The organism is Brevibacterium sp. (assembly GCF_052105255.1).
GTDB classification, from domain to species: Bacteria; Actinomycetota; Actinomycetes; order Actinomycetales; family Brevibacteriaceae; genus Brevibacterium; species Brevibacterium linens_B.
The window spans coordinates 18,380-42,252 of sequence record NZ_JBQDYQ010000025.1 but is presented as its reverse complement, the minus strand read 5'-3'; the positions used below and the strand labels follow the sequence as shown (position 1 = coordinate 42,252).

Annotated in this window: 21 protein-coding genes, 1 pseudogene and 1 riboswitch; of the genes and pseudogenes, 15 read left to right on the top strand and 7 right to left on the bottom strand. The window is 64.9% G+C overall.

The genetic code is table 11. The annotated features are described in order from the left end of the window. The 3 genes and pseudogenes from ACTIIH_RS08915 to ACTIIH_RS08905 all read left to right on the top strand — a co-directional run. Positions 1–515, top strand: a pseudogene (locus ACTIIH_RS08915) (hypothetical protein); the annotation flags it as partial. A 68-nt stretch (positions 516–583) separates the two neighbouring features. Beyond that, positions 584–958, top strand: a complete 375-nt coding sequence (locus ACTIIH_RS08910) for a hypothetical protein (RefSeq protein ID WP_441091324.1) — start codon at positions 584–586, stop codon at positions 956–958. Positions 959–1,009: 51 nt separating this feature from the next. Continuing rightward, positions 1,010–1,549 carry a DUF421 domain-containing protein gene (locus ACTIIH_RS08905; protein WP_441091323.1) on the top strand — a complete coding sequence of 180 codons (540 nt, stop codon included), beginning with the start codon at positions 1,010–1,012 and terminating at the stop codon, positions 1,547–1,549. Positions 1,550–1,552: 3 nt separating this feature from the next. Here ACTIIH_RS08905 and ACTIIH_RS08900 read toward each other — a convergent pair whose 3' ends face one another. Then, positions 1,553–2,581: an amidohydrolase family protein gene (locus ACTIIH_RS08900; protein WP_441451481.1), complete on the bottom strand. Its 1,029-nt coding sequence runs from the start codon at positions 2,579–2,581 to the stop codon at positions 1,553–1,555. Positions 2,582–2,650: 69 nt separating this feature from the next. On the opposite strand from ACTIIH_RS08900, the gene ACTIIH_RS08895 reads away from it, so the two are divergent. Both ACTIIH_RS08895 and ACTIIH_RS08890 read left to right on the top strand, forming a co-directional pair. Next, a complete protein-coding gene (locus ACTIIH_RS08895) occupies positions 2,651–3,493 on the top strand; it encodes a DUF402 domain-containing protein (protein WP_441451480.1) in 843 nt (280 codons plus the stop codon). A gap of 75 nt (positions 3,494–3,568) precedes the next feature. Next, positions 3,569–4,591: an NADP-dependent oxidoreductase gene (locus ACTIIH_RS08890; protein ID WP_441451479.1), complete on the top strand. Its 1,023-nt coding sequence runs from the start codon at positions 3,569–3,571 to the stop codon at positions 4,589–4,591. A gap of 122 nt (positions 4,592–4,713) precedes the next feature. Here ACTIIH_RS08890 and ACTIIH_RS08885 read toward each other — a convergent pair whose 3' ends face one another. Continuing rightward, complete coding sequence (locus ACTIIH_RS08885) at positions 4,714–5,715, bottom strand: asparaginase (protein ID WP_441451478.1); 1,002 nt, start codon at positions 5,713–5,715, stop codon at positions 4,714–4,716. A gap of 41 nt (positions 5,716–5,756) precedes the next feature. Here ACTIIH_RS08885 and ACTIIH_RS08880 point away from each other — a divergent pair, with 41 nt between their 5' ends. From ACTIIH_RS08880 to ACTIIH_RS08850, 7 genes are all read left to right on the top strand, one after another. Further along, the gene (locus ACTIIH_RS08880; RefSeq protein ID WP_441451477.1) at positions 5,757–6,191 is read left to right on the top strand and encodes an MmcQ/YjbR family DNA-binding protein; all 435 of its coding nucleotides are present in this window, start codon (positions 5,757–5,759) and stop codon (positions 6,189–6,191) included. 55 nt (positions 6,192–6,246) lie between these two features. Beyond that, complete coding sequence (locus ACTIIH_RS08875) at positions 6,247–7,710, top strand: DUF3375 domain-containing protein (RefSeq protein ID WP_441451476.1); 1,464 nt, start codon at positions 6,247–6,249, stop codon at positions 7,708–7,710. After that, positions 7,707–8,537 (top strand): DUF4194 domain-containing protein, encoded by an 831-nt coding sequence (locus ACTIIH_RS08870; RefSeq protein ID WP_441451475.1) that lies wholly within the window; start codon positions 7,707–7,709, stop codon positions 8,535–8,537. The genes ACTIIH_RS08875 and ACTIIH_RS08870 overlap by 4 nt, the downstream gene beginning before the upstream one ends. Next, on the top strand, positions 8,534–12,118 hold the full coding sequence (locus ACTIIH_RS08865) for an ATP-binding protein (RefSeq protein ID WP_441451474.1): 3,585 nt from the start codon (positions 8,534–8,536) through the stop codon (positions 12,116–12,118). The genes ACTIIH_RS08870 and ACTIIH_RS08865 overlap by 4 nt, the downstream gene beginning before the upstream one ends. Beyond that, positions 12,115–13,341 (top strand): Wadjet anti-phage system protein JetD domain-containing protein, encoded by a 1,227-nt coding sequence (locus tag ACTIIH_RS08860; protein ID WP_441091306.1) that lies wholly within the window; start codon positions 12,115–12,117, stop codon positions 13,339–13,341. Before ACTIIH_RS08865 ends, ACTIIH_RS08860 begins: the two co-directional genes overlap by 4 nt. A 101-nt stretch (positions 13,342–13,442) precedes the next feature. After that, positions 13,443–13,922, top strand: a complete 480-nt coding sequence (locus ACTIIH_RS08855) for an MFS transporter (RefSeq protein ID WP_441091353.1) — start codon at positions 13,443–13,445, stop codon at positions 13,920–13,922. Then, entirely contained in the window at positions 13,829–14,494 is a 666-nt protein-coding gene (locus ACTIIH_RS08850; protein ID WP_441091305.1) for an MFS transporter, read from the top strand. Before ACTIIH_RS08855 ends, ACTIIH_RS08850 begins: the two co-directional genes overlap by 94 nt. 22 nt (positions 14,495–14,516) lie before the next feature. Here ACTIIH_RS08850 and ACTIIH_RS08845 read toward each other — a convergent pair whose 3' ends face one another. Beyond that, positions 14,517–15,596 carry a Fic family protein gene (locus tag ACTIIH_RS08845; protein ID WP_441091304.1) on the bottom strand — a complete coding sequence of 360 codons (1,080 nt, stop codon included), beginning with the start codon at positions 15,594–15,596 and terminating at the stop codon, positions 14,517–14,519. A 310-nt stretch (positions 15,597–15,906) separates the two neighbouring features. On the opposite strand from ACTIIH_RS08845, the gene poxB reads away from it, so the two are divergent. Then, positions 15,907–17,622, top strand: a complete 1,716-nt coding sequence (poxB, locus tag ACTIIH_RS08840; RefSeq protein ID WP_441091303.1) for a ubiquinone-dependent pyruvate dehydrogenase — start codon at positions 15,907–15,909, stop codon at positions 17,620–17,622. Between the two features lie 194 nt (positions 17,623–17,816). Here the strand turns inward: poxB and ribH are convergent, their stop codons facing one another. The 4 genes from ribH to ribD all read right to left on the bottom strand — a co-directional run bounded on the left by ribH (position 17,817) and on the right by ribD (position 21,596). Next, positions 17,817–18,287: a 6,7-dimethyl-8-ribityllumazine synthase gene (gene ribH, locus ACTIIH_RS08835; RefSeq protein WP_101543960.1), complete on the bottom strand. Its 471-nt coding sequence runs from the start codon at positions 18,285–18,287 to the stop codon at positions 17,817–17,819. Positions 18,288–18,348: 61 nt separating this feature from the next. Beyond that, complete coding sequence (gene ribA, locus ACTIIH_RS08830) at positions 18,349–19,734, bottom strand: GTP cyclohydrolase II (protein WP_441451473.1); 1,386 nt, start codon at positions 19,732–19,734, stop codon at positions 18,349–18,351. Beyond that, positions 19,727–20,452 (bottom strand): riboflavin synthase, encoded by a 726-nt coding sequence (locus ACTIIH_RS08825; RefSeq protein WP_441451472.1) that lies wholly within the window; start codon positions 20,450–20,452, stop codon positions 19,727–19,729. The genes ribA and ACTIIH_RS08825 overlap by 8 nt, the downstream gene beginning before the upstream one ends. A 49-nt stretch (positions 20,453–20,501) precedes the next feature. Then, the gene (gene ribD / locus ACTIIH_RS08820) at positions 20,502–21,596 is read right to left on the bottom strand and encodes a bifunctional diaminohydroxyphosphoribosylaminopyrimidine deaminase/5-amino-6-(5-phosphoribosylamino)uracil reductase RibD (RefSeq protein WP_441091300.1); all 1,095 of its coding nucleotides are present in this window, start codon (positions 21,594–21,596) and stop codon (positions 20,502–20,504) included. Positions 21,597–21,710: 114 nt separating this feature from the next. Continuing rightward, positions 21,711–21,839, bottom strand: a riboswitch (FMN riboswitch). A 125-nt stretch (positions 21,840–21,964) separates the two neighbouring features. Here ribD and ACTIIH_RS08815 point away from each other — a divergent pair. Beyond that, positions 21,965–22,453, top strand: coding sequence for a MarR family winged helix-turn-helix transcriptional regulator (locus tag ACTIIH_RS08815; protein WP_441091299.1), 489 nt, complete (start codon positions 21,965–21,967; stop codon positions 22,451–22,453). A gap of 89 nt (positions 22,454–22,542) precedes the next feature. Then, on the top strand, positions 22,543–23,856 hold the full coding sequence (locus tag ACTIIH_RS08810) for an MFS transporter (RefSeq protein WP_441091298.1): 1,314 nt from the start codon (positions 22,543–22,545) through the stop codon (positions 23,854–23,856). The last annotated feature ends 17 nt before the right edge of the window (positions 23,857–23,873 follow it).

Sequence of the window (23,873 nt, the reverse complement as noted above, 5' to 3'; positions counted from 1 at the left end):
GCCGGTTCGATGTCACCGGTGACTTCGCCGAGATCAACGCCGACACCGGCGGTGGGACCGCGAGTGTGACCGGTTCGGCACAGAAGGTGCGGACCACGAGCGATTGGGGTGCCACCTACCTGGACGGAGACTTCGGGACGGTGTCGGCCAAGACCGGAGTCGGTGCCATCGAAGGTGAGAACCTCACCGTCAGCGACCGCATCGACGTGGTCAGTTCGACGGGAACCGTCGACCTTGACTTCACCAATCAGGCGATGCCCGCCGGCGGAATCATCGCGAAGACGGAAGAGGGCTCGATCGAGCTGCGGGTGCCGAATCTCAAGCTCACCTCGGAAGAGCTGGATGAGGACTTCTTCTACCGCATCAACGCGAAGTCCAATGATGGCACCGTCGACCTCGCCTCCGATCTGAAGAAGTTCGATGTGGCGGATGACCCGGAGGAAGCCAAGGGCAGGATCCTCGTTCCGATCTCGGCCACAGCTGATACTGGCACCGTCACAGTCAACCAGAACTGAGAAACGACCGGCGCACGGGCGGGCTCGAATTCGGGCCCGCCCGTGCGGCGTCTGAGGGTTCGACGATCATGCAGATCACCGCCTATGGAGCCACCGGAACCTTCGGCGCGCAGTTGGTGCCCCAGCTGCGGGAACGCGGTCACAGAGTCGCCGAGGCGGCGGCCGAGCAGCCCGGCACCTCCGTGGCCGTCCTGTCGATCGCGTTTCGTCCGGAGACCGCCGAGTCGCGGATGATGGGCTACTACCAGGGCAAGGCGATGCAGGAGCGCATCTTTCGCCGGCTCATCCCGGAGGAACAGCTGCTGATGTTCCGATCCGCCCAATGGTTCGAACTCGTCGACACGATGACGATCAAGGCCGGGCCGATGGCCCGTGACGGACTCATCCCACCGACGCCGAGGATGTCCGATAAGACCGTCGACGAATGGCTGCGCTCGGTCTGAGATCCGGGGCGGGCCGCCTCGGTGGCGGTATCATCCTGTCCGGAGGTTCTCATGGATTGGATGGAATTCGGGCTCGACGGGGTCGACGCGGTCAGGGTCGTCGTCTCGTGCGTCGTCTTCTACGTCGGGATCATTCTGCTGCTGCGCATCTTCGGCCAGCGCACGCTGTCGAATCTCTCCAGCTTCGACCTGGCCCCGGTCATCGCCATCGGGGCGATCATCGGCCGGGCCATCCTCGGTGACACTCCGACCCTCGTCGCGGGCGTACTTGCGCTTGCCACCATGCTCGCCCTGCAGGCGCTGAGCGGGTACAGCCGCCGATTCGGAATGCTCGCCAAAGTCGTCTACTCACCGGCCGTCGTGCTCATGGCCGGATCCGAGATCCTCACCGACAACCTCGCGAGGACCCACGTCGATCACGACGAACTGGTCGCGAAGCTGCGCTCGGCCGGGATCCGCAATTTCGGCGAGGTCGCCTGCGTGATCCTCGAATCGACCGGTCAGATCAGCGTCATCCGCCGCGGTGCTCCCATCGACGAGGAGATGCTTGCCGACGCCATCGGAGCTCACCGCGTGCCCTGTGAGGGGTGAGATTCAGTCGGGCTCGTGTGATCGGTCGAGCCCGAGCACCTTCGCGCCGTTGGTCCACAGCACCGAACGCATCCAATCGTCGCCGAGGCCCAGGGCGGCCAGGCCTGCGATCTGGTCGACGTACGGGTAGGGGATATTGGGGAAATCCGAGCCGAGGATGACCTTGTCCTCCAGTCTGGCCAGGCGTTCGCGGTAGGCGGGGGTCACCTCGGCAGGGTCGGAGAAATACCCGGAGGCGAACATCGTCGTGTCGAGACAGACATTGTCGAAACGTTCGGCGAGATCGGCGAACTCGTCGTACTCGGGCATGCCCATATGGGCGATGACGAACTTCAGCTGCGGGAACTTGGCCAGAACGTTCGCCACCGCCTGCGGCCCGGTGTACGTGCCCGGCAGGGGAGCAGAACCGGCGTGGATGACGATCGGCACTCGGGCCTCTTCGAGTGCCCTCCACGCAGGGTCGAGGACCTCGTCGTCGGGCGAGAACACACCGACCTGAACGTGGACCTTGAACAGCTTCGCCCCGGCGGCAAGCGCGGCCGGGACGTAGTCGGCTGATTCGGGCTCGGCATAGAGGGTGCCGCAGTGGATGACGTCGTCGTGGGCGGCGGCGAACTCGGCGTTCCATTCGTTGAGCCACGCGGCCATTCCGGGTTTGTGCGGGTAAGTCAGGGCCGGGATCGCGCGCAGGCCGAGCTCGCGGACGATATTCAGGCGGGTGTCCGTGTCGTACCGGTAGTTGATCGGCCAGTCGCGGCCGTAGTTGTCCGCGGCATTGTCGAAGTACTCCCACACCTTGTCGAGCACGTTCTGCGGAAGGAAATGGACGTGGATGTCGGCGAGCCCCGGCAGGCCGAGGGCACGGACGTAGTCGGGGACTTCGGCATCGCTGCGCGGGGGAGCAGTCATCGTGTCCGGGACCTCGAAGGTGCGACCGATCGTCGTCTCCGGGGCGGGATCCGCGGTCGGGGGAATGGGTGCGGTCTGGGCGGCCGAGAGGGTCTGAGTGGCTGCGTCATCGGAGTCGTTCATGGCCCCACTCTATGGCCTCGCCGCCCAGGTCTTCAGCGCTCGCCCATGCCCGACGCATAGACTGCCCGCATGAGCCTGCGCGATCCGTTCACGATCCCCACTGCGTCCCAGGTCAGACCCGTGGGGAAGGCGCCGTACTGGACTCCGGGACAGACCGTGACCTGGACGTTCCGTCGTTTCGACTTCGACCGCGACCTCGCCGAGGTGGCCCGCCCGATGCGTGTCATCGCCGACGGGCCGTCCGGTTCTGTCCTGTGGTTGGCCGGGGGTACGCCGACGCAGGAGACCCGCATCGTCGGGTGGGAGGACACGAACGCCCACGATGTGCCGTTGAAGGCACGGTTCCGACCGCTGTCCGAGGCGCCGACGAGGATCAATGTCGAGGGCACATGGCGGGGTCGCGGGGTGCTCAAGATCGTCCCTCCCGAGGTTCCGTTCTCCGTGTGGGTGCTGCTCAAAGATGCTGGGGATGATGTCGATCGTCCAGAGTCCGGCGGCGTGCGGGTCGAGTGGTACATCAATCTTGAGTCCACGCACCGACGCAACGATGATGCGCTGTTCACCAGCGATCACATCCTCGATATCACCTTCCCGATCGCGTCTATTCCTCTGCACGCAGAGGACGGCCGGCTCGACCCGACCGGCGCCGTGTTCAAGGACGTCGACGAACTCGCCGCGGCGGCGAACTTCGGGGCGTGGCCGAGGGAGTGGTCGGAAGTCATCCGGGACAATGGCAGCCATCTGCTCGACCACCTCGGCGATTTCGATTGGGCCCTCGACCCCGAGTGGGAGACCGTGGCCCGCGACCTGGTGGGGAAGGCCCGATTGGGGCCCGCCTCGATGCCAGAAAAATCGTTCGATCAGGAACATCGGCGACCTCAGAATGGTTGTTATGACCGACAGCATCGGTGATCGTCGCGGATGCACCTGTCGCCGCAATGAAGCACACAAGCGAAGAATGATCTGCTGCTGAAAGGAACCGTCTCCATGACGACCAACCATCGGATTCGCCTGAATTCGCGCCCCGTGGGCGCTCCCACTGCGGAGAACTACCTGCTCGACGAGGTGCCTGTGCCGACCCCGGGCGAGGGCCAGGTGCTGCTGCGCACGCTCTACCTCTCGCTCGACCCGTACATGCGCGGCCGGATGTCGGACGCGAAGTCCTACGCCAAGCCCGTCGAGGTCGGCGATGTCATGGTCGGTGCCACCGTGTCCGAGGTCGTCGAATCCAATGCCGAGGGCTTCGCCGCCGGTGAGATCGTGCTCGGCTACGGCGGGTGGCAGGAGTATTCGGTGGAGTCGACCGGGCATCTGCGCAAGATCGATCCGGAGCTCGCACCGATCTCCACCCACCTCGGGGTGCTCGGCATGCCCGGGTTCACCGCGTATGCAGGTCTGCTCGAGATCGGTCAGCCGAAGGAAGGCGAGACCGTGGCCGTGGCCGCCGCGACCGGGCCCGTCGGGTCCGTCGTCGGTCAGATCGCTAAGATCAAGGGTGCGACCGCAGTCGGCATCGCCGGCGGTCCGGACAAGGTCGCTCACCTCGAGGAGCTCGGCTTCGACGTGGCACTTGACCACCGCACTGGGAACCTGCGGCAGGAGCTGAAGGAGGCGGTGCCGCAGGGCATCGACGTCTACTTTGAGAACGTCGGCGGGGAGGTTTTCGATGCTGTGCTGCCGCGGCTCAATACGTTCGCTCGCGTGCCCGTGTGCGGTCTTGTCGCCAACTACAACCTCACCTCGCTGCCCGAGGGGCCGGACCGTTCGGGAGCGCTCATGGGCAACATCCTGTCGAAGTCGCTGCTCGTGCGCGGATTCATCCAGACCGAGTTCGCCGAGCGTCTGACCCCGCAGTTCCTTGAGGACATGAGCGGCTGGCTCAAGGAGGGCAAGGTTCGCTTCCGCGAGGACATCCGTCCCGGTCTCGAGAAGGCTCCCGAATACTTCAACGATCTGCTCACCGGCGGAAACTTCGGCAAGATGGTCGTCGCCGTGGGCGCCGACAGCTGAGGCTGTCGGTTCATCCCTGAATCGGAAACGAGAAGGCGGCGTCGGCCAGTTCTGGTCGACGCCGCCTTTCTTGGTTGGTGAAGTCGGTATTGCTGTTCAGACGGGCATGTGCCTCGGCGAGCTCACGCGAAGTGACCGAACACCTCGGCGGGGTCGAGGCCGAAGCTCAGCGCCAGGTTGAGCACGATGCGGGCCTTGCGGGCATCGAGGATGCCAGCGGGCACGAGTCCCGCTTCGAGCAGGCCGATCTCGCCGCCCGGATAGCCGTAGGTGCGGTGCAGGCTCGCACCCGAACCAGTACGTGAGGCCAGCACCACGGGCATCCTCTCGGCTAGTCGAGCCACAGCGGGCAGCAACTCCTCGGGGACGTGGCCCCCGCCGACCCCGGAGACCACGGCGCCGTCGAAACCGGAACCGGCGATGAGATCAAGGGTCTCTTCCGGTTCGCCCATCCCCACCTCGGCGAGGGCGACCTTGCTCAGCTGAGACGGACGGGGAAGTCCGGCGAAGGGTGATTTCGGAGGCTGGGGCGCGTGCGGGAGATGGAGATCGTCTTCGCTCAGCCATCCGATCGCGCCGAGGATGGGCCCGGAGGAGAACGCCGCCGTCGAGGTGGTGTGCGCCTTCGTCACGAACCTCGGATCGTGGATCTCGTCGTTGAACACAAGGGACGCAGGCAGGTGTCTGACCTGGTCGGACAGGGCAGTGAGCGCGGCGGCCCGGACATTCGCCGGCCCGTCGGCTCCGGGCAGAGTCGGATTGCGCATGGCCCCGGTGACAGCGATATGAGTGCTCGAGTCATTGAGCAGCCAGAGCCCGAACGCGGACTCTTCAAGAGTGTCGGTGCCTTGGGTGAGGACGATGCCATCGGCCGTGGACGTGCGGGCGAGATCGACGACGTCGAAGAGCATCTCGAGGGTGACATTCGCGCTCGAGACCTGAGCGACCTGAGTGAAATCGGCCTGCAGATCCGGCCAGACCTGGTCGAGGCCCGCGGCCGCAGCGATCTCGGCTCCGCTGAGTGCTGGGGCAACCCCGCCTGATGCATCGGCGGTCGATGCAATGGTGCCGCCGAGAGCGGCCAAGAGCAGGTGAGGGGCGGTGCGGGGTGTGGTCTCAGGCATGATTCGAGTCTAACGTCAGTGGCCTTTGCTAGCCTCCACGCATGGACCCCGCCACCGTGCTCCGCTTGGCCAACGACCAAGCCATGCAGTACCCCTCGGTCGAGCTCGACCACCCATTCGGGCCGGACAATGCCGTGTACAAAGTGCGCGGAAAGATGTTCATGATGGCATACGAGCTGCGGGGAGTTCCGAGTCTCAACCTCAAGATCGATCCCCTCGACGGTGAGGTGCTGCGCGACGCCTATGCGGAGATCTCACCCGGCCATCACATGAACAAGAAGCACTGGATCACCGTCGCAGGGGAGGGAAGCGATGACGGCGGCGAACCCGGCGCCGCAACTGCCGGCGATCGTCTCGATCCCGATCTTCTCCACGACCTCGTCCTCGAGTCTTACTGTCTTGTCGTGGCCAAGATGTCCAAGAAGGACCGACCTGTTGACCCTGACACCTTCGGAGGGAGGAGCGACAGCCGTTGACCTCACTCGACTCGCGAATTGGCGTGCACCCGCCTAGGCGCAGAGAATAGTTCCTATGTCCGCCCTGTCATCCGCGCTCGCCTACCGGCGACTGCTCGAATCGAATGCCACCCTGCGCATGCTCCGGGCCGACAACCTCGCGGTCATGGCCGGAACCCTCGACGCGCATCTCGGCAAGCCCGGCACGAGGATGAACACCGAGGATCTGCACGAAAGCATCGATGCCGACCTCGAGGAGCTCCGCGACCACTTCGACCTCTCGCTGCGGACAGCGAAGGCCTACTGCGATGACTGGCGTCGCGCCGAAATCCTCGTCCGCCGGCCCGCCACCGCCGCCAGAGGCGAAACCTACGAACTCTCCGCCGCCGGCTTCGATGCCATCCGCATGCTCGAACAGCTGCGCACCCCACCACATACCGCCACCGAATCCCGGCTGATCAGCCTCGCCCAATCCGTGCGACAGCTGGCCATCGACACCGACCCGGACAGCTCTCGCCGCCTCGCCTCCCTGCGCGCCGAACGCGACCGCATCGACGCCGAGATCGCCCGTGTGCGCCGCGGCGATCCGCGCTCCGTCGTCCTCGACAGACGCCGCGCGAACGAACGCGTCTCCGACATCCTCCAGCAGGCGCAGGGACTGCCCGCCGACTTCGCCCGCGTGCGTGCCCGCTTCGAAGAACTCAATCAGGAACTGCGGGTCTCGATACTGGCCGCCGAGGACTCCCAGTCCCAAGTCCTCGACGAAGTGTTCCGCGGCGTCGATCTCATCGAGTCCTCGGACGAAGGTCGGACGTTCTCGGCGTTCTCCGCCCTCGTCCGCGACCCCGAACAGTCCGCGGCCTTCGACGACGACATCGCCGTCATCCTCGACCGGGACTTCTCCGCCACCCTCTCCCTGGCCACCCGCCGTTCCCTGCGCACCCTGATGCGCCAGATGAAGGACGGGTCTCACGAGGTTTCGGACATCCTCACCGAGTTCGCCCGTGGCCTGCGCCGCTACGTCCACTCCCACGAATTCCAACGTGACCGCGTCATGCGCACCCTCCTCCAAGAGGGCCTCGCCGCGGCCGCGCCCGTGTCGCAGGAGCTCAAACCCTACGACGAGATCGGCATCGACCTCGAACTCTCCAGCGTCTCACTCGGCAGCGTCGGCGAGGTCATCCTCCACGACCCCGAGGAGTTCGACGCCGGAGCGGAACTCTGCGAGGCCACGGACTCCGAGATCGACTTCGCCGAACTCATCGCTGTCGCCCGCGAATCCGAAATCGACTTCGCCGAACTCACCGAGAACATCAACTCCGTCGTCACCTCCACCCACGAGGCCTCCGTCGCGGAGGTGCTCGAAACCTTCCCCGCCACACAGGGCCTGGCCAGCGTCGTCGGCCTGTTGTCCCTGGCCAGCACCTATGGCCACGTCGATGTCGGCAACCGTGAAATCCTCACCTGGGCCGGCATCGACGGCATCGTCCGCACCGCCGCGATCCGCCGCCACTACTTCACCGAAGGCATCACCCTATGAGCCCCACCCACCACGACAACGACACAGCCCCCGCCGAGGTGGGGGCCGCCTCGGCGATGGAATCCACCGATTCTGCGGACGACCTCAGCCACAACCCCAGCGGTCTGTGGTCCGGTGACACCGGAACATTGGGAGAGCGCACCCGCCGAGTGCTGCTCGAACTGCTCAAAGGGCCGTATGTGTCCGGGACGCAGGCCCCGCAGCTGTGGGCCGCCCTCGTCGCGGACGAAGGTCTCGTCCGTTCGCGCCTGCACGATCTGTTCCTCGACCTCGTCATCGACCGGGTCGACGAATTCGCATTCACCCGCAAGATCGTCACCGAAGAGATCGACGCGCCCGCCGCGGTGCGCAGCGAACGACTCACCTTCCTCGACACGGCAATGCTGCTGGTGCTCCGGCAGCTGCTGTTGGCCGCGCCGGGGGAGAAGCGCGTGATCGTCGATCGCGAAGAGGTCTATGAACGCCTCGCGATCTACCGCACAGGGGACGAATCGACCTTCCACCGCAATCTCAACGGCGCGTGGTCGCGGATGAGCAACCGACTGCGTGTGCTCCACAAAGCCGGTGAAGACCGCTTCGAGATCTCTCCCATGGTGAAGTTCCTCATCGACGAGGACCGCGTGCGCGAGCTCATCGCCGTCTACGAACGCATCGCCGCTGGTGAGACCGATGCTGGAGAAATCGACGCTGACGAGATCGATGACGGCAAGTCTGATGACGGCGGGGACTCCATCGCCGAGGCGGTCGTCGACAAGACCGCCACCGACGCATCCGATGCCGATGCCGATACCGACATCGACGCCGACACCGAGGGGGACGACGCGTGACCGAAGCACTCTTCCCGCTCGATGCCGCCTTCGTCGCCGACCAGGCGCGTGCTCGCGGAGCGAACCGGCCCGACGTCGGCAGTCAGTGGCGCCTGAGCGAGATCCAGATCGCGAACTGGGGCACCTTCGACGCCGACATCCACCGCATCCCCGTCTCCCACAAGGGCCACCTCATCACCGGGCCCTCGGGCTCGGGCAAGTCCTCCCTCCTCGACGGAATCGCCGCAGTACTCACCCCGGACAAGTGGCTGCGCTTCAACGTTGCCGCTCAGACCGCGGGCGCGCGCCTCGATCAGCGCAGCCTCGTCAGCTACGTCCGCGGGGCCTGGACTCGCACCGCGGATTCCGAAGAGGACCGGGTCGTCAGCAAATATCTGCGTCCGCGCGCCACCTGGAGCGGAATCATCCTCCGCTACGACAACGGCAGCGACAAGCCCCTGTCGTTGGCCCGACTCTTCTTCATCAAGGGTTCGGGCACGAAAACGACGGACCTCTCCGACGCCTGTGTCCTCGAGCGCGCGGACCTCGACCTCTCCGACCTGCAGCACTATGCGCGCTCCGGACTCGAGACCCGCAAACTCAAGGCCGACCATCCTGATGCGGTGGTCACGTCGAACGGCCACCACGGAAAGTTCTATGCACGGATGCGCAAGACCTTCGGAATGGCGGACGAGTCCGCACTCCAGCTGCTGCACAAGACACAGTCGGCGAAGAGCCTGGACAGCCTCGACCGGCTCTTCCGAGACCATATGCTCGAAAGTCCGGTGACCTTCGACCTCGCTGAGACCGCCGTCGCCCAGTTCGGTGACCTCAAGGACGCTCATGACCATGTCGTCGAACTGCGCAAACAGCGCGATCATCTGCTGCAGCTGCGCGAAGCCGCCTCCCGTTTCGAGACCGCCAACGACATCGCAGCGAAGTCGATCGCGCTCAGCGAAGCTCTGCTGCCGTACCAGAAGCGGCGCGAGCTCGATATCCTTCGCGCCGACCTTTCGGCGCTGACCAGGCAGATCGTCGAACTCGAAGTCACCGCTGACCGCGCCAAACGTGACTTCGACGCCGCAGTCGACGAGTACGACTTGGCCCGACGGGCCACTTTGGAACTCGGTGGTTCCGAGGCCGAACACCTTCAGCAGCGCATCGACACCGCCGAAACCGAACGCCGCGCCATCGCCGAACGCTGGTCTGGGCTGGCTCGCCAGCTTGAGCAGGCCGGCATCGAGCACGCCCCGACCACTGCCGCCGAATTCGCCGAACTGCAGGCTCAGATCGCTTCCAGCCTCGACGACGACACGCAGGTCGCCGGACCCAGCCACGCCGATCACGACCGGTTCTCCCAGGCGAGGGCGAAGGTCCGCGAACTCGAAGGGGAGATCGAATCCCTGCGGCGGTCCGGATCGACCGTGCCGAACAACCTCATGACGATCAGGTCCGAGCTCGCCGCCGGCACCGGACTGAGCGAGAAGGCGCTGCCGTTCGCGGCCGAACTCATCGAAGTCGACCCCGACGAGGCCCGGTGGACGGGTGCCATCGAGAGGGTGCTGCGGCCCATGGCACTGACCGTCCTCGTCCGTTCTGAGAACCTCTCGGCCGTGCGCACGTGGGTGGATTCCCACCGCATCCGCGGTCGCCTCGTCTTCGAAGAGATCCCGCGCTCAGTGCCGAGTCCACGCCCCGTGGGCAGTGAGAAGTCGCTGGTCAACAAGGTGAATGTCAGCGACACCGGCTTCGGCGACTGGGTCCGGACCACCTTGTCCGAACGCTTCGACTTCGCCTGTGTCGACCACCCGGACGAACTCGACGACCATCCGCGCGCCGTCACCGTCAAGGGCCAGGTCAAGACCTCACGCACCCGGTACGAGAAGGACGACCGGCGGGCCATCGACGATCGCAGCCACTGGGTCCTCGGCGACCGCGAAGCGAAACTCGAAGCCCTCGTCGAATCCCTCAAGGAGGCTCAGTCGGAACTGGCCGCGGCCGAACAGGTGGTCGCGGCTGCTGATGCCGAAACCGCACAGGCCCACCGTCGCCGCGGCATCCTCGCCGGTATTCGCGAACAGTCCTGGCGCGACGTCGACCGAGACGGAGCGGCCGAGAAGGTTGCGACTCTTGAGCGTCAGCTGGCCGAACTCGAAGATGCCGACGGCGACCTGCAGCAGGCGATCGGCGCCGAACGCGAAGCCAAGGCGGTCAAGGACGCGGCCGAGACAGCGAAGAACGATGCCGACTATGCTCTTCGCCGAGCGAACGAGGAATCGACGCGTCTGCACTCGAACATGACCCGGATCGAGGACGACGTCAACTCCGGTCGGGTGGCGGAAGTCGAGGGCCACCTCGGCGAACAATTGGACGAACGGTTCCGGAAGATCCAACGCAGCATCAAGCGGGAGAACCTCGCCGAGGTGGGCCAGCAGGTCTCGCAGGTGCTGCAGGAGGAGAAGGACCGGGCGCAAGCCGATGCAAGTCGGTCGGGGCAGTCCGTGACTCGGTTGGCTGCCGAGTTCAAGGCCGCATGGCCGTCGGTATCGTCCCAGCTCACCGCGGAAGTCGATGATCGTCGGGCCTACCTGGCGATGCTCGATGAGATCGAAGCGCACGGCTTGCCCGATCATGAGAACCGGTTCCGAGATCTGCTGCAGCAGCGGTCCCGGGATCTCATCGGCGAACTCCTCAACGAGATCCATGCGGCTCCGCGGGAGATCGAGGACCGGGTCGCGCCGATCAACTCCTCCTTGCTGCGCTCGCAGTTCGACGAGGACCGGTACCTGCGGCTGAAGGTCAAGACCCGTCGGTCCGAGACCGTCAATGCCTTCATCGCCGATCTCCGCCTCGTGGCGAGCGGCAGCTGGGGTGAGGACGATATGGAGACTGCGGAGAGGAAGTACGACACCCTCGCCGAGGTGATGCGCCGATTCTCATCCAGCGAACACGTCGACAAGGTCTGGAAGAACCAATGTCTGGACACACGCCTGCACGTGAGCTTCCTCGCCGAGGAGATCGACGATCATGGTCGTGCACATGCCACCTACGATTCGGGTGCGGCGATGTCCGGCGGTCAGCAGCAGAAGCTCGTGATCTTCTGCCTGGCGGCAGCGTTGCGCTATCAGTTGGCGGACCCGGATGAGGCGATCTCGAAGTACGGCACGATCATCCTCGACGAGGCCTTCGACAAAGCGGATACGCGGTATACGCGGATGGCCTTGGACATCTTCATCGAGTTCGGCTTCCACATGGTGCTGGCGACTCCGCAGAAGCTGCTGCAGACGATCGAACCCTATGTGGGTGCGGCCACGTCGATCGAGAATCCGAGCCGGCAGAAGACCCTGACCTCGACGATGGTGTGGGACGAGACGGAGCGGGACGGGGCTGGAGCTGAGTCGGTCTCGGAGCCAGAATCGGAGTCGGAGTCAGTCGCTGGCGCTGGCGCTGGCGAAGAGTCGAGCAGTGCCGGAGCGGCCACGGAAGCTGAGGGATCGGACGGTGCCGGTGGGGTAGATGAGTCTGAGAAGGCGAACGGCTCCGACAGCATCCGTGTGGCCGGTGAAGTCGAGCTTGAGTTCGAGGATTCGGACGCCCAATGACGATGCTCTCCGTCGCCGAGGCTCGAGACAAGGCGCGCAATAAGCTTCAGAAATCGATGGCGGAGTGGGCATCTGGAATTACCGAGGGCGACTTCAAGTGCAAAATCGGTGAGTTGAACGAACAAAAGGCTCTAGCGAACCAAAATGCTGCGGCCGAATGGACAAGAGAATGGCGAAACGCCGAAGAATCGTACGGGCTGTCAGTCGAGTGGGTTTCTCGGAGCTGGTCGCGAGTTGGGCGACAGACGTTGCCGACGAAGATTCACCTTCATTCGCCGGATGAGATTGCAAAGTTTGTTGGCGACGAAGCTGAACGCGAATGGCGAATCTACAAAGCTCGAAGCTCGGTCGTCCGAGTACGTCTTGGCGATACCCCGACAGTTCGTAGGACTTTAAGATCAAAGTTGAGCCAGCTCGTAAAATTTGATTCTGCGGAGTTCGAGAACGTAGTTAGAGTTGTCGAATGGCTCAGAGACCATCATCAACAACCTATGCGTCCCCGGCAGTTGCCGATCCGCGGAGTCGATTCGAAATGGTTCTCCAACCATCGGTCACTAGTCATCATCCTGCTCAGAAGTATCGGGCACGAGGAAGCGGTGACCATTCTTGACGCGGAGCCGCGGGTGAAGATGCGCATGCTCGACCCGGCATTTCAACCGTGGGGACTGAGTTACGTCGAGGCCCCTATAAGTCATCTCTCACAATTGCCAATCACACCTAAGCTGGCCTTTGTATTCGAGAATTTGGAAACGGTGCTGGCGATGCCCGAGTGGCCGGGTGCTGTCGCTGTTCACGGAAATGGATACTTCGTGGATGCTGTCCAAAGTTTCGACTGGCTTCGAAAGGTCCGTGTGATCTACTGGGGCGATCTCGACTCGCACGGCATCGCGATCCTTTCGATTTTGCGGTCGTACTTGCCGGATGTTGAGTCGGTACTCATGGACGAAGCGACTCTGCTCGCACACCAGGATCTCTGGGTACCGGAACCGAAGCCGAGCACCGGCACTTTCGCACATCTCACCGGCACTGAGGAACGGGCCCTTGAACGGCTCCGCGCCGAAGGCCACGTTCGACTCGAACAGGAACGCATCCCGTGGGATACGGCACTGAACCGACTGCGGACTGCGGTCGGCGCGGAGACGGCGGGCTGCCTCGGCGAAGGAGCGGGTCGTGGCACGGGAACGGAGCGCCGCCTCGGCGAGGGCCCCGATGACGACCGATAAACCGCGCGGGGGGACTGGCCGCTCTCTGCGTCGCCGAACTGGTGTGCTGGGGTCTGCTCTACTACTCCCTGCCGGTGGCGGTCACCCCGATCTCTGACGATATGGGGTTGAGCCACACGACGGTGACGGCGGCGCTGACCGTCGGGCTCATCGTCTCAGCGCTCATGGGACCCAGCGTCGGGTGCCTCCTCGACCGGCACGGCCCGCAGCTGATCATGGGCGCGGGCACGGCCATCGGGGTACTCGCACTCGGGCTCGTCGCGATCGCGCCGAACCTCCTCGTGTTCTTCGCCGCTTGGATCCTCGCCGGATTCGCCCAGGCAGCGACGCTCTACCCACCGGCTTTCGCCGTCATCACCCGCTGGTACGGGGCGGAGCGGACGAAGCCGCTGACGACGACCACGCTCGTCGGCGGGCTCGCACGACGGTCTTCGCGCCGATCATCGCCTGGCTCATCGACAGCCTCGGCTGGCGGGGAACCTACGGTGTGCTCGCCGGACTGCTCGCTATCCTGGCACTGCCGATGCACCTGTTCTTCCTCAACCGCACCTGGACCGACGAGGCGGCCGCATCGACGGTGAAGTCGAGCCGGGCCGAACTGCGCCAAGTCACTCGACACCCGCGCTTCATCAACCTGCAGATCGCCGTTGCGATCGCCACATCCACCCTCTTCGCGGTGACGATCAACATCATCCTGCTCATCATCGAACGCGGTGTCGACTACAGTCTGGCGGCCATCGCCCTCGGGCTCGTCGGCTTCGGCCAGGTGGCCGGACGGTTCGGCTACCCGAGTCTGGAACGGCATTCGTCGACGCGGTCGCGGACGGTCATCCTCTTCGCCTCCGGTGCGGTCGGCCTGTGGCTGCTCGCTACGGTCCCCGGCCCGATCTGGCTGCTCATCGGCATCGCCATGCTCGGCGGCGGAGTGCGCGGCTGCATGACATTGCTGCAGGCCACGGCGGTCTCCGACCGGTGGGGAACGAAGAATTTCGGGGCCATCAACGGCGTCTTCGTCGCCCCGATCACCGCGGGCACGGCGCTCGCGCCGGTGGCCGGTCCGGCCTTGGCCGGAGTGCTCGGCGGCTATCCGATGATGGCGGTGGCGATGGCCGGATTGCTCACGCTGGCGACCCTGCTGTCGGCGCGGACGTGAATGCGAGATTCTGAAGCAAACGTCAGGCGGGGCGTGAGAGCACTTTCAGCAGTCGCGAATTGATGAAGAGACGGTCTCTTCCGACCTTGACGGTATCAAGCATCGACTGGGAAACAAGGTCGTTCAACCACTTTGAAGCCGTTGGTCGGGAGACCCCTCCGCGTTCTATGACGTCCACGATGCGGCAGTAGGGACGTTCGAACAAAAGGTCGAGCACGTCGGAGTTGGGGCCGACAGCTGTCTTCGCTCTCATTTCAGCGCGGAAGTTCTCTTGGAGTGCTTGGATTTCGTCGATGAGAGCAAGTGTGAGTGCGGCTGTCTGTCTTACTCCTTCGAGCATGAAGAGAATCCATTCCTCCCACGCTGACTTCTTTGTGACTTCGAGCAGCAGTCGGTAATACATGTTCTTGTTTTCAATGATGTAGCGGGAGAGGTACAGCACGGGCTCGCGTAGTAATCCGGATTCGATCAGCATGAGGATATTGAGTATTCGTCCGGTGCGTCCATTCCCGTCGGGAAACGGGTGAATTGCCTCGAAGTGATAGTGAGCCGCTGCCATGACCACTAAAGGATCGAGTGCGTGCTCCCCGTGGACAAAACGTTCCCAAGCGTCGAGTTTGTCGGCAATGACTTCGGGACCCTCCGGTGGGGTGTACCGAACAGTATGAGTAATGGGGTCCCCGATGAATGTTCCCGGAAGATCGCGGATCCGCATGTCTTGGCCATTGACGCTCGAACAGACCAGCCTGGTAATGATGGTGGACAGCGGGCGGGAATTCAGCGCCTCGATCCCTGTATAGAGAGCGGTTCTGTAGCGGAGCGTTTCCCTCGTCGCGGGGTTGGCATGGGTGCCCTCGACCGACGCGAGCTGGAAGAGTTCATCTGTGGTCGTCACGATATTCTCGATCTCCGAGCTCGCTTGTGCTTCCAACAGTGTGACTGCATTGAGCAGAATCGACGGATTGGGCAGGCGATGCACAGCCTGATCCAGAGCGGCGAGTTCGGCTCGCGCCTCAGTCGTTGCCTTGAGCACCTCTCGTGACTCCAGCTGGGCGATTGGCGGCGTGCTCAGTTCGTTGTATGGCTCTGTCGGCGTCCACATATGGCAAGTCTATTGCTACGTTCGTGAAAAGTGTAAAAAAATCGCCCTATTTTTTACACGTTTCACGAACGTGGAAAGCTGCTTTACACATCAATAGTGAGCGAATACCGGCCAAGTGAGGGCCGCCTCGGCGAGGCCGTTCCCAGACCGATACGGGAGATATTCCCGCATTCGTGGGTGAGGAATCGGACAGCCGCCCTGCTGGACTTCGGGGCTAGACTGAAAGTGGTGTCAAGGCCTCGATCACGGGGCCGCCCCTGCCGGGGCTGTGAATGCACCCCCGGTGCCATGGTTCAACGGAAGGAAATCAATGCCCACCGTCGCCAGCAACATCGTCGATACGCTCGTCGCCAGCGGAGTCAAGCGCGTCTACGGCATCCCGGGAGATTCGCTCAACGGATTCACGGACGCCCTCCGCGTGAACCCGCAGCTCGAATGGGTTCACGTCCGCCACGAGGAGGCCGCTTCCTTCGCCGCCAGCGGCGAGGCCGCCCTGACCGGTGAACTCGCTGTCTGCGCCGGCAGCTGCGGACCCGGCAATCTCCATCTCATCAACGGGCTCTTCGATGCCCAGCGTTCGCGGGTTCCCGTGCTGGCCATCGCCGCCCAGATCCCCAGCGACGAGATCGGCTCGAACTACTTTCAGGAGACCCACCCGACCGAGCTGTTCCGTGACTGCAGCGTCTACGTCGAGAACGTCTCCTCGGCCGAGCAGATGCCCCGACTGCTGCGCATCGCCATGCGCGAAGCGATCGAGAAGCGCGGTGTCGCTGTCCTCGTCATCCCCGGTGACATCGGTCTGTCCGAAATCGACGCCGCCGCCGAGGTGGTCAAAGGCTGCCAATCGCACATGATCCCGGCCGAATCCCAAATCGAGGCCGCTGTCAAGGCGCTCAACAAGGGCAAGAAGACGACGATCCTCGCCGGTGCCGGCACCGACGGTGCCCACGATGAGCTGCTCGCGATCGCCGAGAAGCTCCAGGCTCCGATCGTCCATTCGCTGCGTGGTAAGGAATTCGTCGAATACGACAACCCCTACGACGTGGGCATGACCGGACTGCTCGGATTCTCCTCCGGTTACGCTGCGCTCAAGGACTGCGACACGCTGCTCATGCTCGGCACCGACCTGCCCTACCAGCAGTTCTACCCCGAGGACGCGACTGTTATCCAGGTCGATGTGCGCGGTTCGCAGATCGGGCGGCGCACGAAAGTCGACATCCCGCTCGTCGGAACGGTTGCCGACACCGTCGAGGCCCTGCTGCCGCAGATCAAGCCCAACCGGAGCAGCACACATCTCAAGGCGATGACCAAGCACTATGCGAAGACCCGCAAGGATCTCGACGAGCTCGCGACCCCGTCGAAGCGGAGCATCCACCCGCAGTACCTCACCCGGCTCATCGACGAGATGGCCGATGACGATGCGGTGTTCGTTCCCGACGTCGGATCGCCGGTGGTGTGGGCGGCCCGCTACCTGACGATGAACGGCAAGCGCCGCCTCATCGGCTCCTTCAGCCACGGCTCGATGGCCAACGCACTGTCGCAGAGCGTCGGCGTCCAGTCGGCGTTCGACGGCCGGCAGACCATTGCGCTCGCCGGCGACGGCGGCCTGTCCATGCTGCTCGGTGAGCTCATCACGCTCACGCAGAACAAGCTGCCGGTGAAGACGGTCGTGTACAACAACTCCTCGCTCAACTTCGTCGAGCTCGAGATGAAGGCGGCCGGTTTTGTCACGTTCGGCACCGACCTCGACGATCCCGACTTCTCCACCATCGCCGAGGCGGTCGGGATCAAGGGCTTCCGTGTCGAGAAGTCCAAGGACCTGCCGAAGGTCGTCAAGGAATTCCTCGCCTACCCGGGGCCGGCTGTCCTCGATGTCGTCACCGAACGCCAGGAGCTATCGATGCCGCCGTCGATCACCGTCGAGCAAGCCAAGGGCTTCGCGCTCTACGCGATCCGCACGGTGCTCTCGGGCAAGGGCGACGAACTCATCGATCTCGCCCGGACGAACATCCGCCAGCTCTTCTGAGCTGAGTAAGGTCGCAGGTCCTGCGCCGCCTGCGCAAACTGGCGCAGAGCACGATAAGTGTGCGCAGATTGCCACTTGGGACACCCAAATGGGCAATCTGCGCACACTTATCCTTGTGGAAGCAGGCTCTGCGGTCCGATCGGTCTGAGGAAGCCAGGGGCGGCCGACCCACTCACTCGTGGAGGCCCTGCCACTCAACCCAGCGAGTAAGGCACCAGTGCCTGAGCGGTGACGAGGGCGGCGGTCATCGCCTCATGCCCCTTGTCCTCGACCGACCCCTCGAGTCCGGCACGGTCGAGCCCCTGCTGTTCGGTGTCGCAGGTCAGGACGCCGAATCCTACGGGCTTGCCGGAGTCGATGGCGACCCGGTTGAGGCCGTCGGTGGCGGCTTGGCAGACGTAGTCAAAGTGCGGGGTGCCGCCGCGGATGACGACTCCGAGGGCGACGACCGCGTCGAAGTGCGGTGCCAGGCGGGCCGCGGCGACGGGCAGTTCGAAGCTGCCGGGCACACGGATGAGCGTGGCTTCGGCTCCGGCCTCGGCGGCGGCGCGCTGGGCCCCGTCGACGAGCCCGTCCATGATCTGGGTGTGCCAGGAGGCGGCGACAATAGCGACGCGCAGGTCAGCGGCGTCGACGGTGAGGTCTGGTGCTCCGGAATGAGCCATGAGTGTGTCCTTTGTTCGAAAGCTCCGCAGAGCCTGGTTCGTGTCTGTGTGAGAGCGCGGTTCAGCTGGCGACGGCCCCGGCTGTGCCCGCGCAAGTACCGGATGTGCCCGCGACCTCCGGCAGTGAGAGCACATGGTGCATGCGTTCGCGCTTCGTGGCCAGGTAGTGCGTGTTCTCCGGCCGCGCCGCGACCTCGAGTGGGACCACAGCTGCGACCGTGATGCCCAGCTCTTCGAGAGCCGAGGTCTTCGCCGGGTTGTTCGTGAGCAGGCGGATGCGAGTCAGCCCGACCGAGCGCAGGATGGTCGCTGCGGCACGGTAGTCGCGGGCGTCGTCGGTGAACCCGAGGTCCCGGTTCGCATCTACGGTGTCCCGCCCCTGATCCTGCAGAGCGTAGGCGCGCAGCTTGTTGCGCAGCCCGATTCCGCGCCCCTCGTGTCCGGTCAGGTAGAGCACCGCCCCGCCGTGTTCGGCGATGAGGTCGAGCGCCAGGTCGAGCTGCTCACCGCAGTCGCACCGGTGCGAACCGAAGACGTCCCCGGTCAGGCACTCCGAATGCAGCCGCACGAGAGGCGCCGGACCCTCCGTGCCGGAATCCGGGGGCCCCGCAAACACGCCGAGGTGGTCATGCCCGTTGATCGTGAACGCGCGGGCCCGCAGGCTGCCGTGCTCCGACGGCAGAGCCACCTCCGCGGTCGCCTCAACCGACTCGTGACCGCCAAGCGCACCGGCAGCCGTCACCGAGGCGCTCGCCTCAGGGCGGGAATCGTCCGCCGCCGACGATAGGGCCGCCGGGGAGTCGTTCGACGCATTCGCGTCACGCAGCTCGAGGTAGGCGATGAGCTGTTCGATCGAGACCATGACGAGGTCGTGGGCGTCGGCGAAGGTGCGGACGGCGTCGAAGCGCATCATCGACCCGTCGTCGTGGACCACCTCGGCGATCATTGCCACTGGCTGAGCACCGGCCAAAAGCGCGAACTCCACCCCGGCCTCGGTGTGGCCGGGGCGCTCCCGGACACCGCCGTCCTTCGCGATGAGTGGGAAGACATGGCCGGGCCGGGAGATCGCCGCCGGATCAGGGCGGGCGGCGGCGAGCACCCGACCGGTCTCGGCGCGTTCGGCGGCGCTGATTCCCGTGGTCACCCCCACCCCATCGCAGCTGACCGTGTAGGCCGTACCCTTCGGGTCCTCGTTGTCGCTGACCATCGGCGGCAGTCGCAGGGCGTCGGCCCTGGCGGCGGTCATCGGTGCACAGATGACCCCCGAGGTGTGGCGGACGAAGAAGCCCATCGTCGTGGCGTCGGCGAACTCGGCGGCCATGATGAGGTCGCCCTCATTCTCCCGGTCCTCATCGTCGACGACGAGGACCGGCCGACCGACCGCGATGGCCGCGATGGCCGCATCGATGGGATCGAGGCGGCTGGCGTGAGCGACGGGATCAGTCATGATCGACTCCTTGCTGGGTGCTGTTCGACAGTGGCGAGCCCACCGAGGCGGGGCTCGAGTGAGTGGGGACCGTGCCGGCGGCGGTGTCGTTACCGGCGGCGGTGCGGAAGGACAAAAGGCGCGCGGTGTACTTCGCGAGGACATCGACCTCGACGTTCACGGCCGCGCCGACCGGCATCTGTCCGAACGTCGTGTGCGCCAGAGTGGCCGGAATGAGGCCGACCTCCACCCACGCGGAGGATGCGCTCGGCTCGGACACGGCCGTCAGCGTCAGGGAGACCCCGTTGAGGGCGATCGAGCCTTTGACCGCGGTCAGCGGTGCGAGGTCGTTCGGGATCCCGACGCGCAGGGTCGACCAGTCGGGACGGTCGATCCGGTTCAGGTGTTCGCCCCGGCCGTCGACGTGTCCTTGGACGACATGGCCGTCGAAGCGCCCTGAGGCGGGCGTGCAGCGCTCCAGATTGGCTCGGTCGCCCGTGCCCAGAGTGCCGAGTCCGGTCAGGCGGAGGGTCTCGCCCATGACCTCGGCGGTGAAGAGGCCGGGGCGCTGCTCGGTGGGCCTCCTCGTCGAGGTCAGGCAGACGCCGTTGACGGCCAGCGAGCCGCCGAGTTCGAGGTCGGCGACGAGGGCGCCGGCGTCGATGGTGATCGCGGCCGAATCGTTCGTGTGCTCGATGGACTCGACGGTGCCGAGTCCTTCGATGATTCCGGTGAACATGTGACTCCAGATTCTCAAGCGGTGGTCGGTGGTGACCGGAGGAGGGCGGCTATGTGCCTGGTTCGGGGGAGCCGGTTTCGACAGGCTCCGGACCCGCAGTTGCGAAGTGCAGCAGGAAGTCCGGGCCGAGCCGCGACACCGCCGGTGTCTCCGTGTCGTCGGGGATCAGCTGCAGCGCATCGGACAGGGTGTCGATGTCCAAGCCGTCGACGCTGCTGCGGCCGGGTCCGATGAGCATCGGAGCCTGATAGCAGAAGACCTCGTCGACGACCCCCGCGGAGAAGAACGCGCCCAGCACCGTCGGCCCGCCTTCGACGAGGAGGTGGCGCACTCCGGCGGCGTACAGCTCGTCCAGGGCCTCACGGACATCGTGGGTGCGCAGATGCAGAGCGTGCGGATTGAGAGCGAGAAACGATGTGACAGGCAGCTCCGAGGTGCCGAGCACGACGGGCCGTGGCTGGGCGTCGAGCGCGATTCCGTCCGGACCGCGGACATTGAGACGCGGATCGTCGGCCACGGCGGTGCCGGTGCCGACGAGGATGGCGTCGACTCGGGCCCGGACCTCGTGAGCGTGTGCGCGAGACTCCGCCGAGGTGATCCACTGACTGGTTCCGTCGGCGGCGGCGACGACACCGTCGAGGCTCTGCGCGATCTTGGCTGTGACGAACGGGCGCGCCTCGGCCGTCGACCGGACCCAGCGGTAATTGAGAGTGCGGGAGTCGTCTTCGTGCAGTCCCGAACGGACCGTCAGCCCTGCCTCGGCGAGCGTGGTCCCACCGCCGGCGGCCAAGGGATTCGGGTCGGGGGAGGCGAAGACGACGGAGGGGATCGCAGCGTTGGTGATCGCCTCGGTGCAGGGGCCGGTCCGGCCGTGGTGGGCGCAGGGCTCGAGCGTGACGAACAGCGTCGAGGTGGTCAGATCGATGTCGAGGTCGTGGGCGGTGGTGATCGCGTCCACCTCGGCGTGGGGCGTTCCCGCACCTCCGTGGTGACCGGTCACGATCTGCCGATCGGCTGTCAGGATTGCGGCTCCTACCAGCGGATTCGCTCCGCGAACACCTTCGCGGGCCGCATTGAGAGCGGCGATCATCGCCGCGGATTCGAGGTCCGTGAATTCCGCTGCTTCGCCTGGCTGCGCGCCCATGAAAAACCTCCCGAGCCTTCGCCGGGAGGGAGGATATTGCGGGTGCAACCATCAGGGCGTCTCAGTCGGGTGCGACGGTGCGGTCGAATGCACCGAAACACAGCGGCCGAGGCCACCATGCTCCTCCCATCCAGACTCTGACTGTCGGTTTCGGAATTTCACCGAATCAACCGCCTGCACGAATGCGAGCGGGTCGCGGACTGTGACCGCCGGTACGGAATTTCACCGTCCCCGGAACATGTGAGGCCAGAGTAGCATGACCATCACCGAGGCGGCCGTGAGGTCTGTCACATAGTGACAGCAGGGCGGGGCTGCGCTCGCGTCACCGTGATTTGCCAAAATGCATAACCTAGGTATATAAAGAAGTTATGGATGATGTGGATTCGGCCGAACTGGTCGCGCGGCTCGTTGTCGTCTCGTCGCGTCTGACCAGGGCGTTTCGACGAGTGATCGGCAACGAGAACTCTTTGGCGGCGCTGCGTGCGCTCGCCGTAGTCGAGCAGTATCAACCCGTTCGTGTCGGTCATTTCGCGCAGGGATATTTGAGTTCTCAGCCCGCGGCGACAAAGCTTCTCGCCAAGCTCGAGGAAGCCGGGCTCGTCGTGCGTGAGCCCAGTCCGACAGACGGGCGCGCCTCGCAGTTCTCACTCACCGAAGCCGGGCGGGAGAGGTTGGCGGAGAACCGCTCGATCATGATCGAGCAGATGCAGCCCTACTTCGAGTCGCTGAGCGTCGAGGAGCGGCAGAGCGTCGATCGTGCGCTCGGACTGGTCTCGGACTTCCTCAAGGACCGTCACCCGGTCGACGGCGTCGACGAACCCGACAACGAATCGGATCCGGAACCTACTGCGGGCTAGCCGCCGAGCACATCTCAGTTTTTCAACCACGTTTCCGAAGCGGATCTCGCAAGCGGAACGCACCATAGGAAAGGGAACGCGACCAGCAGATGAGAGCGTCAGCAGACAACGAAACACCAGGGGACGAAACACCCGGCGATTCCGGGGCGGGAGCGTCGATCCTTCGCCAGCCGCGTGCCGTCTGGGCGGTCGCGTTCGCTGCGGTCATCGCCTTCATGGGCATCGGTTTGGTCGATCCGATCCTGCCGGCCATCTCGGCCGAGCTCGACGCCACCCCCGCCCAATCGATGCTGCTGTTCACCAGCTATCTGTTCATCACCGGCGGAATGATGTTCTTCACCAGCTTCCTGTCATCCCGCATCGGTGCGAAGACCACGCTGCTCATCGGTCTCGTGCTCATCGTCGCGTTCGCGGCTCTGGCTGGATTCTCCGGTTCCGTGGACCAGATCATCGGCTTCCGTGCAGGTTGGGGTCTCGGCAACGCGCTGTTCATCTCCACCGCTCTGTCGACGATCGTCGGTGCTGCTTCCGGGGGTGCGGACAAGGCGATCATCCTCTACGAGGCGGCGCTCGGCGTCGGCATCGCCACCGGCCCGCTGCTCGGCGGGCTCCTCGGCGGAATCTCCTGGCGGGGGCCGTTCTTCGGCACCGCCGTCCTCATGGCCATCGGCTTCATCGCGATCATCGTGCTGCTGCCCAGCGGCACGAGCTCGAACGGAGCGTCGGCGGAGCCGATCAGGCTCAGCGCCACCTTCCGTGCGCTGGCTCGCCCGGGTGTGGCCATCCTCGGCGTCTCCGCTCTGCTGTACAACTTCGGCTTCTTCATCCTGCTGGCCTACAGCCCATTCCCCGTCGAGGCTGCCGCCGCGAAGCTGGGCATGGAGGACTTCGGCGCCATGGGCCTCGGCTACGTCTTCTTCGGTTGGGGCATCTGCGTGGCGATCACCTCGGTGTTCGGCGCTCCCGTGCTGACCAAGCGGATCGGGCGTCGTCGCAGCCTCATCGTCACCCTGGTCGCACTGGCCGTGCTGCTTGGCGTGATGTCCTTCCTCGTCGAGTCGCTGGCCGGGATCATCGTCTGCATCATCGTGGCGGGCATGCTTCTGGGCGTGCTCAACACGGTGTTCACGGAATCGGCGATGGAGGTCAGCGACCTGCCTCGCCCGGTCGCATCTGGCACGTATTCGGGTGTGCGCTTCATCGGCGGTGCGGTGGCGCCGATCGTTGCCGGTGCGGTGTCGGAATCGATCAGTGCAGGATCTCCGTACCTCTTCGGTGCGGGGGCCGTGCTGCTGTCGGTCGTCGTCATCTCACTAGGGTGGAAGGCGCTGCGCCGCGTCGACGGGCACCTCGATGAGTCGCCGGTCGACGAGGCTTATGCCCTTACCGGAGGCGACGCCTGAGTCTCACGTCCGTTTCG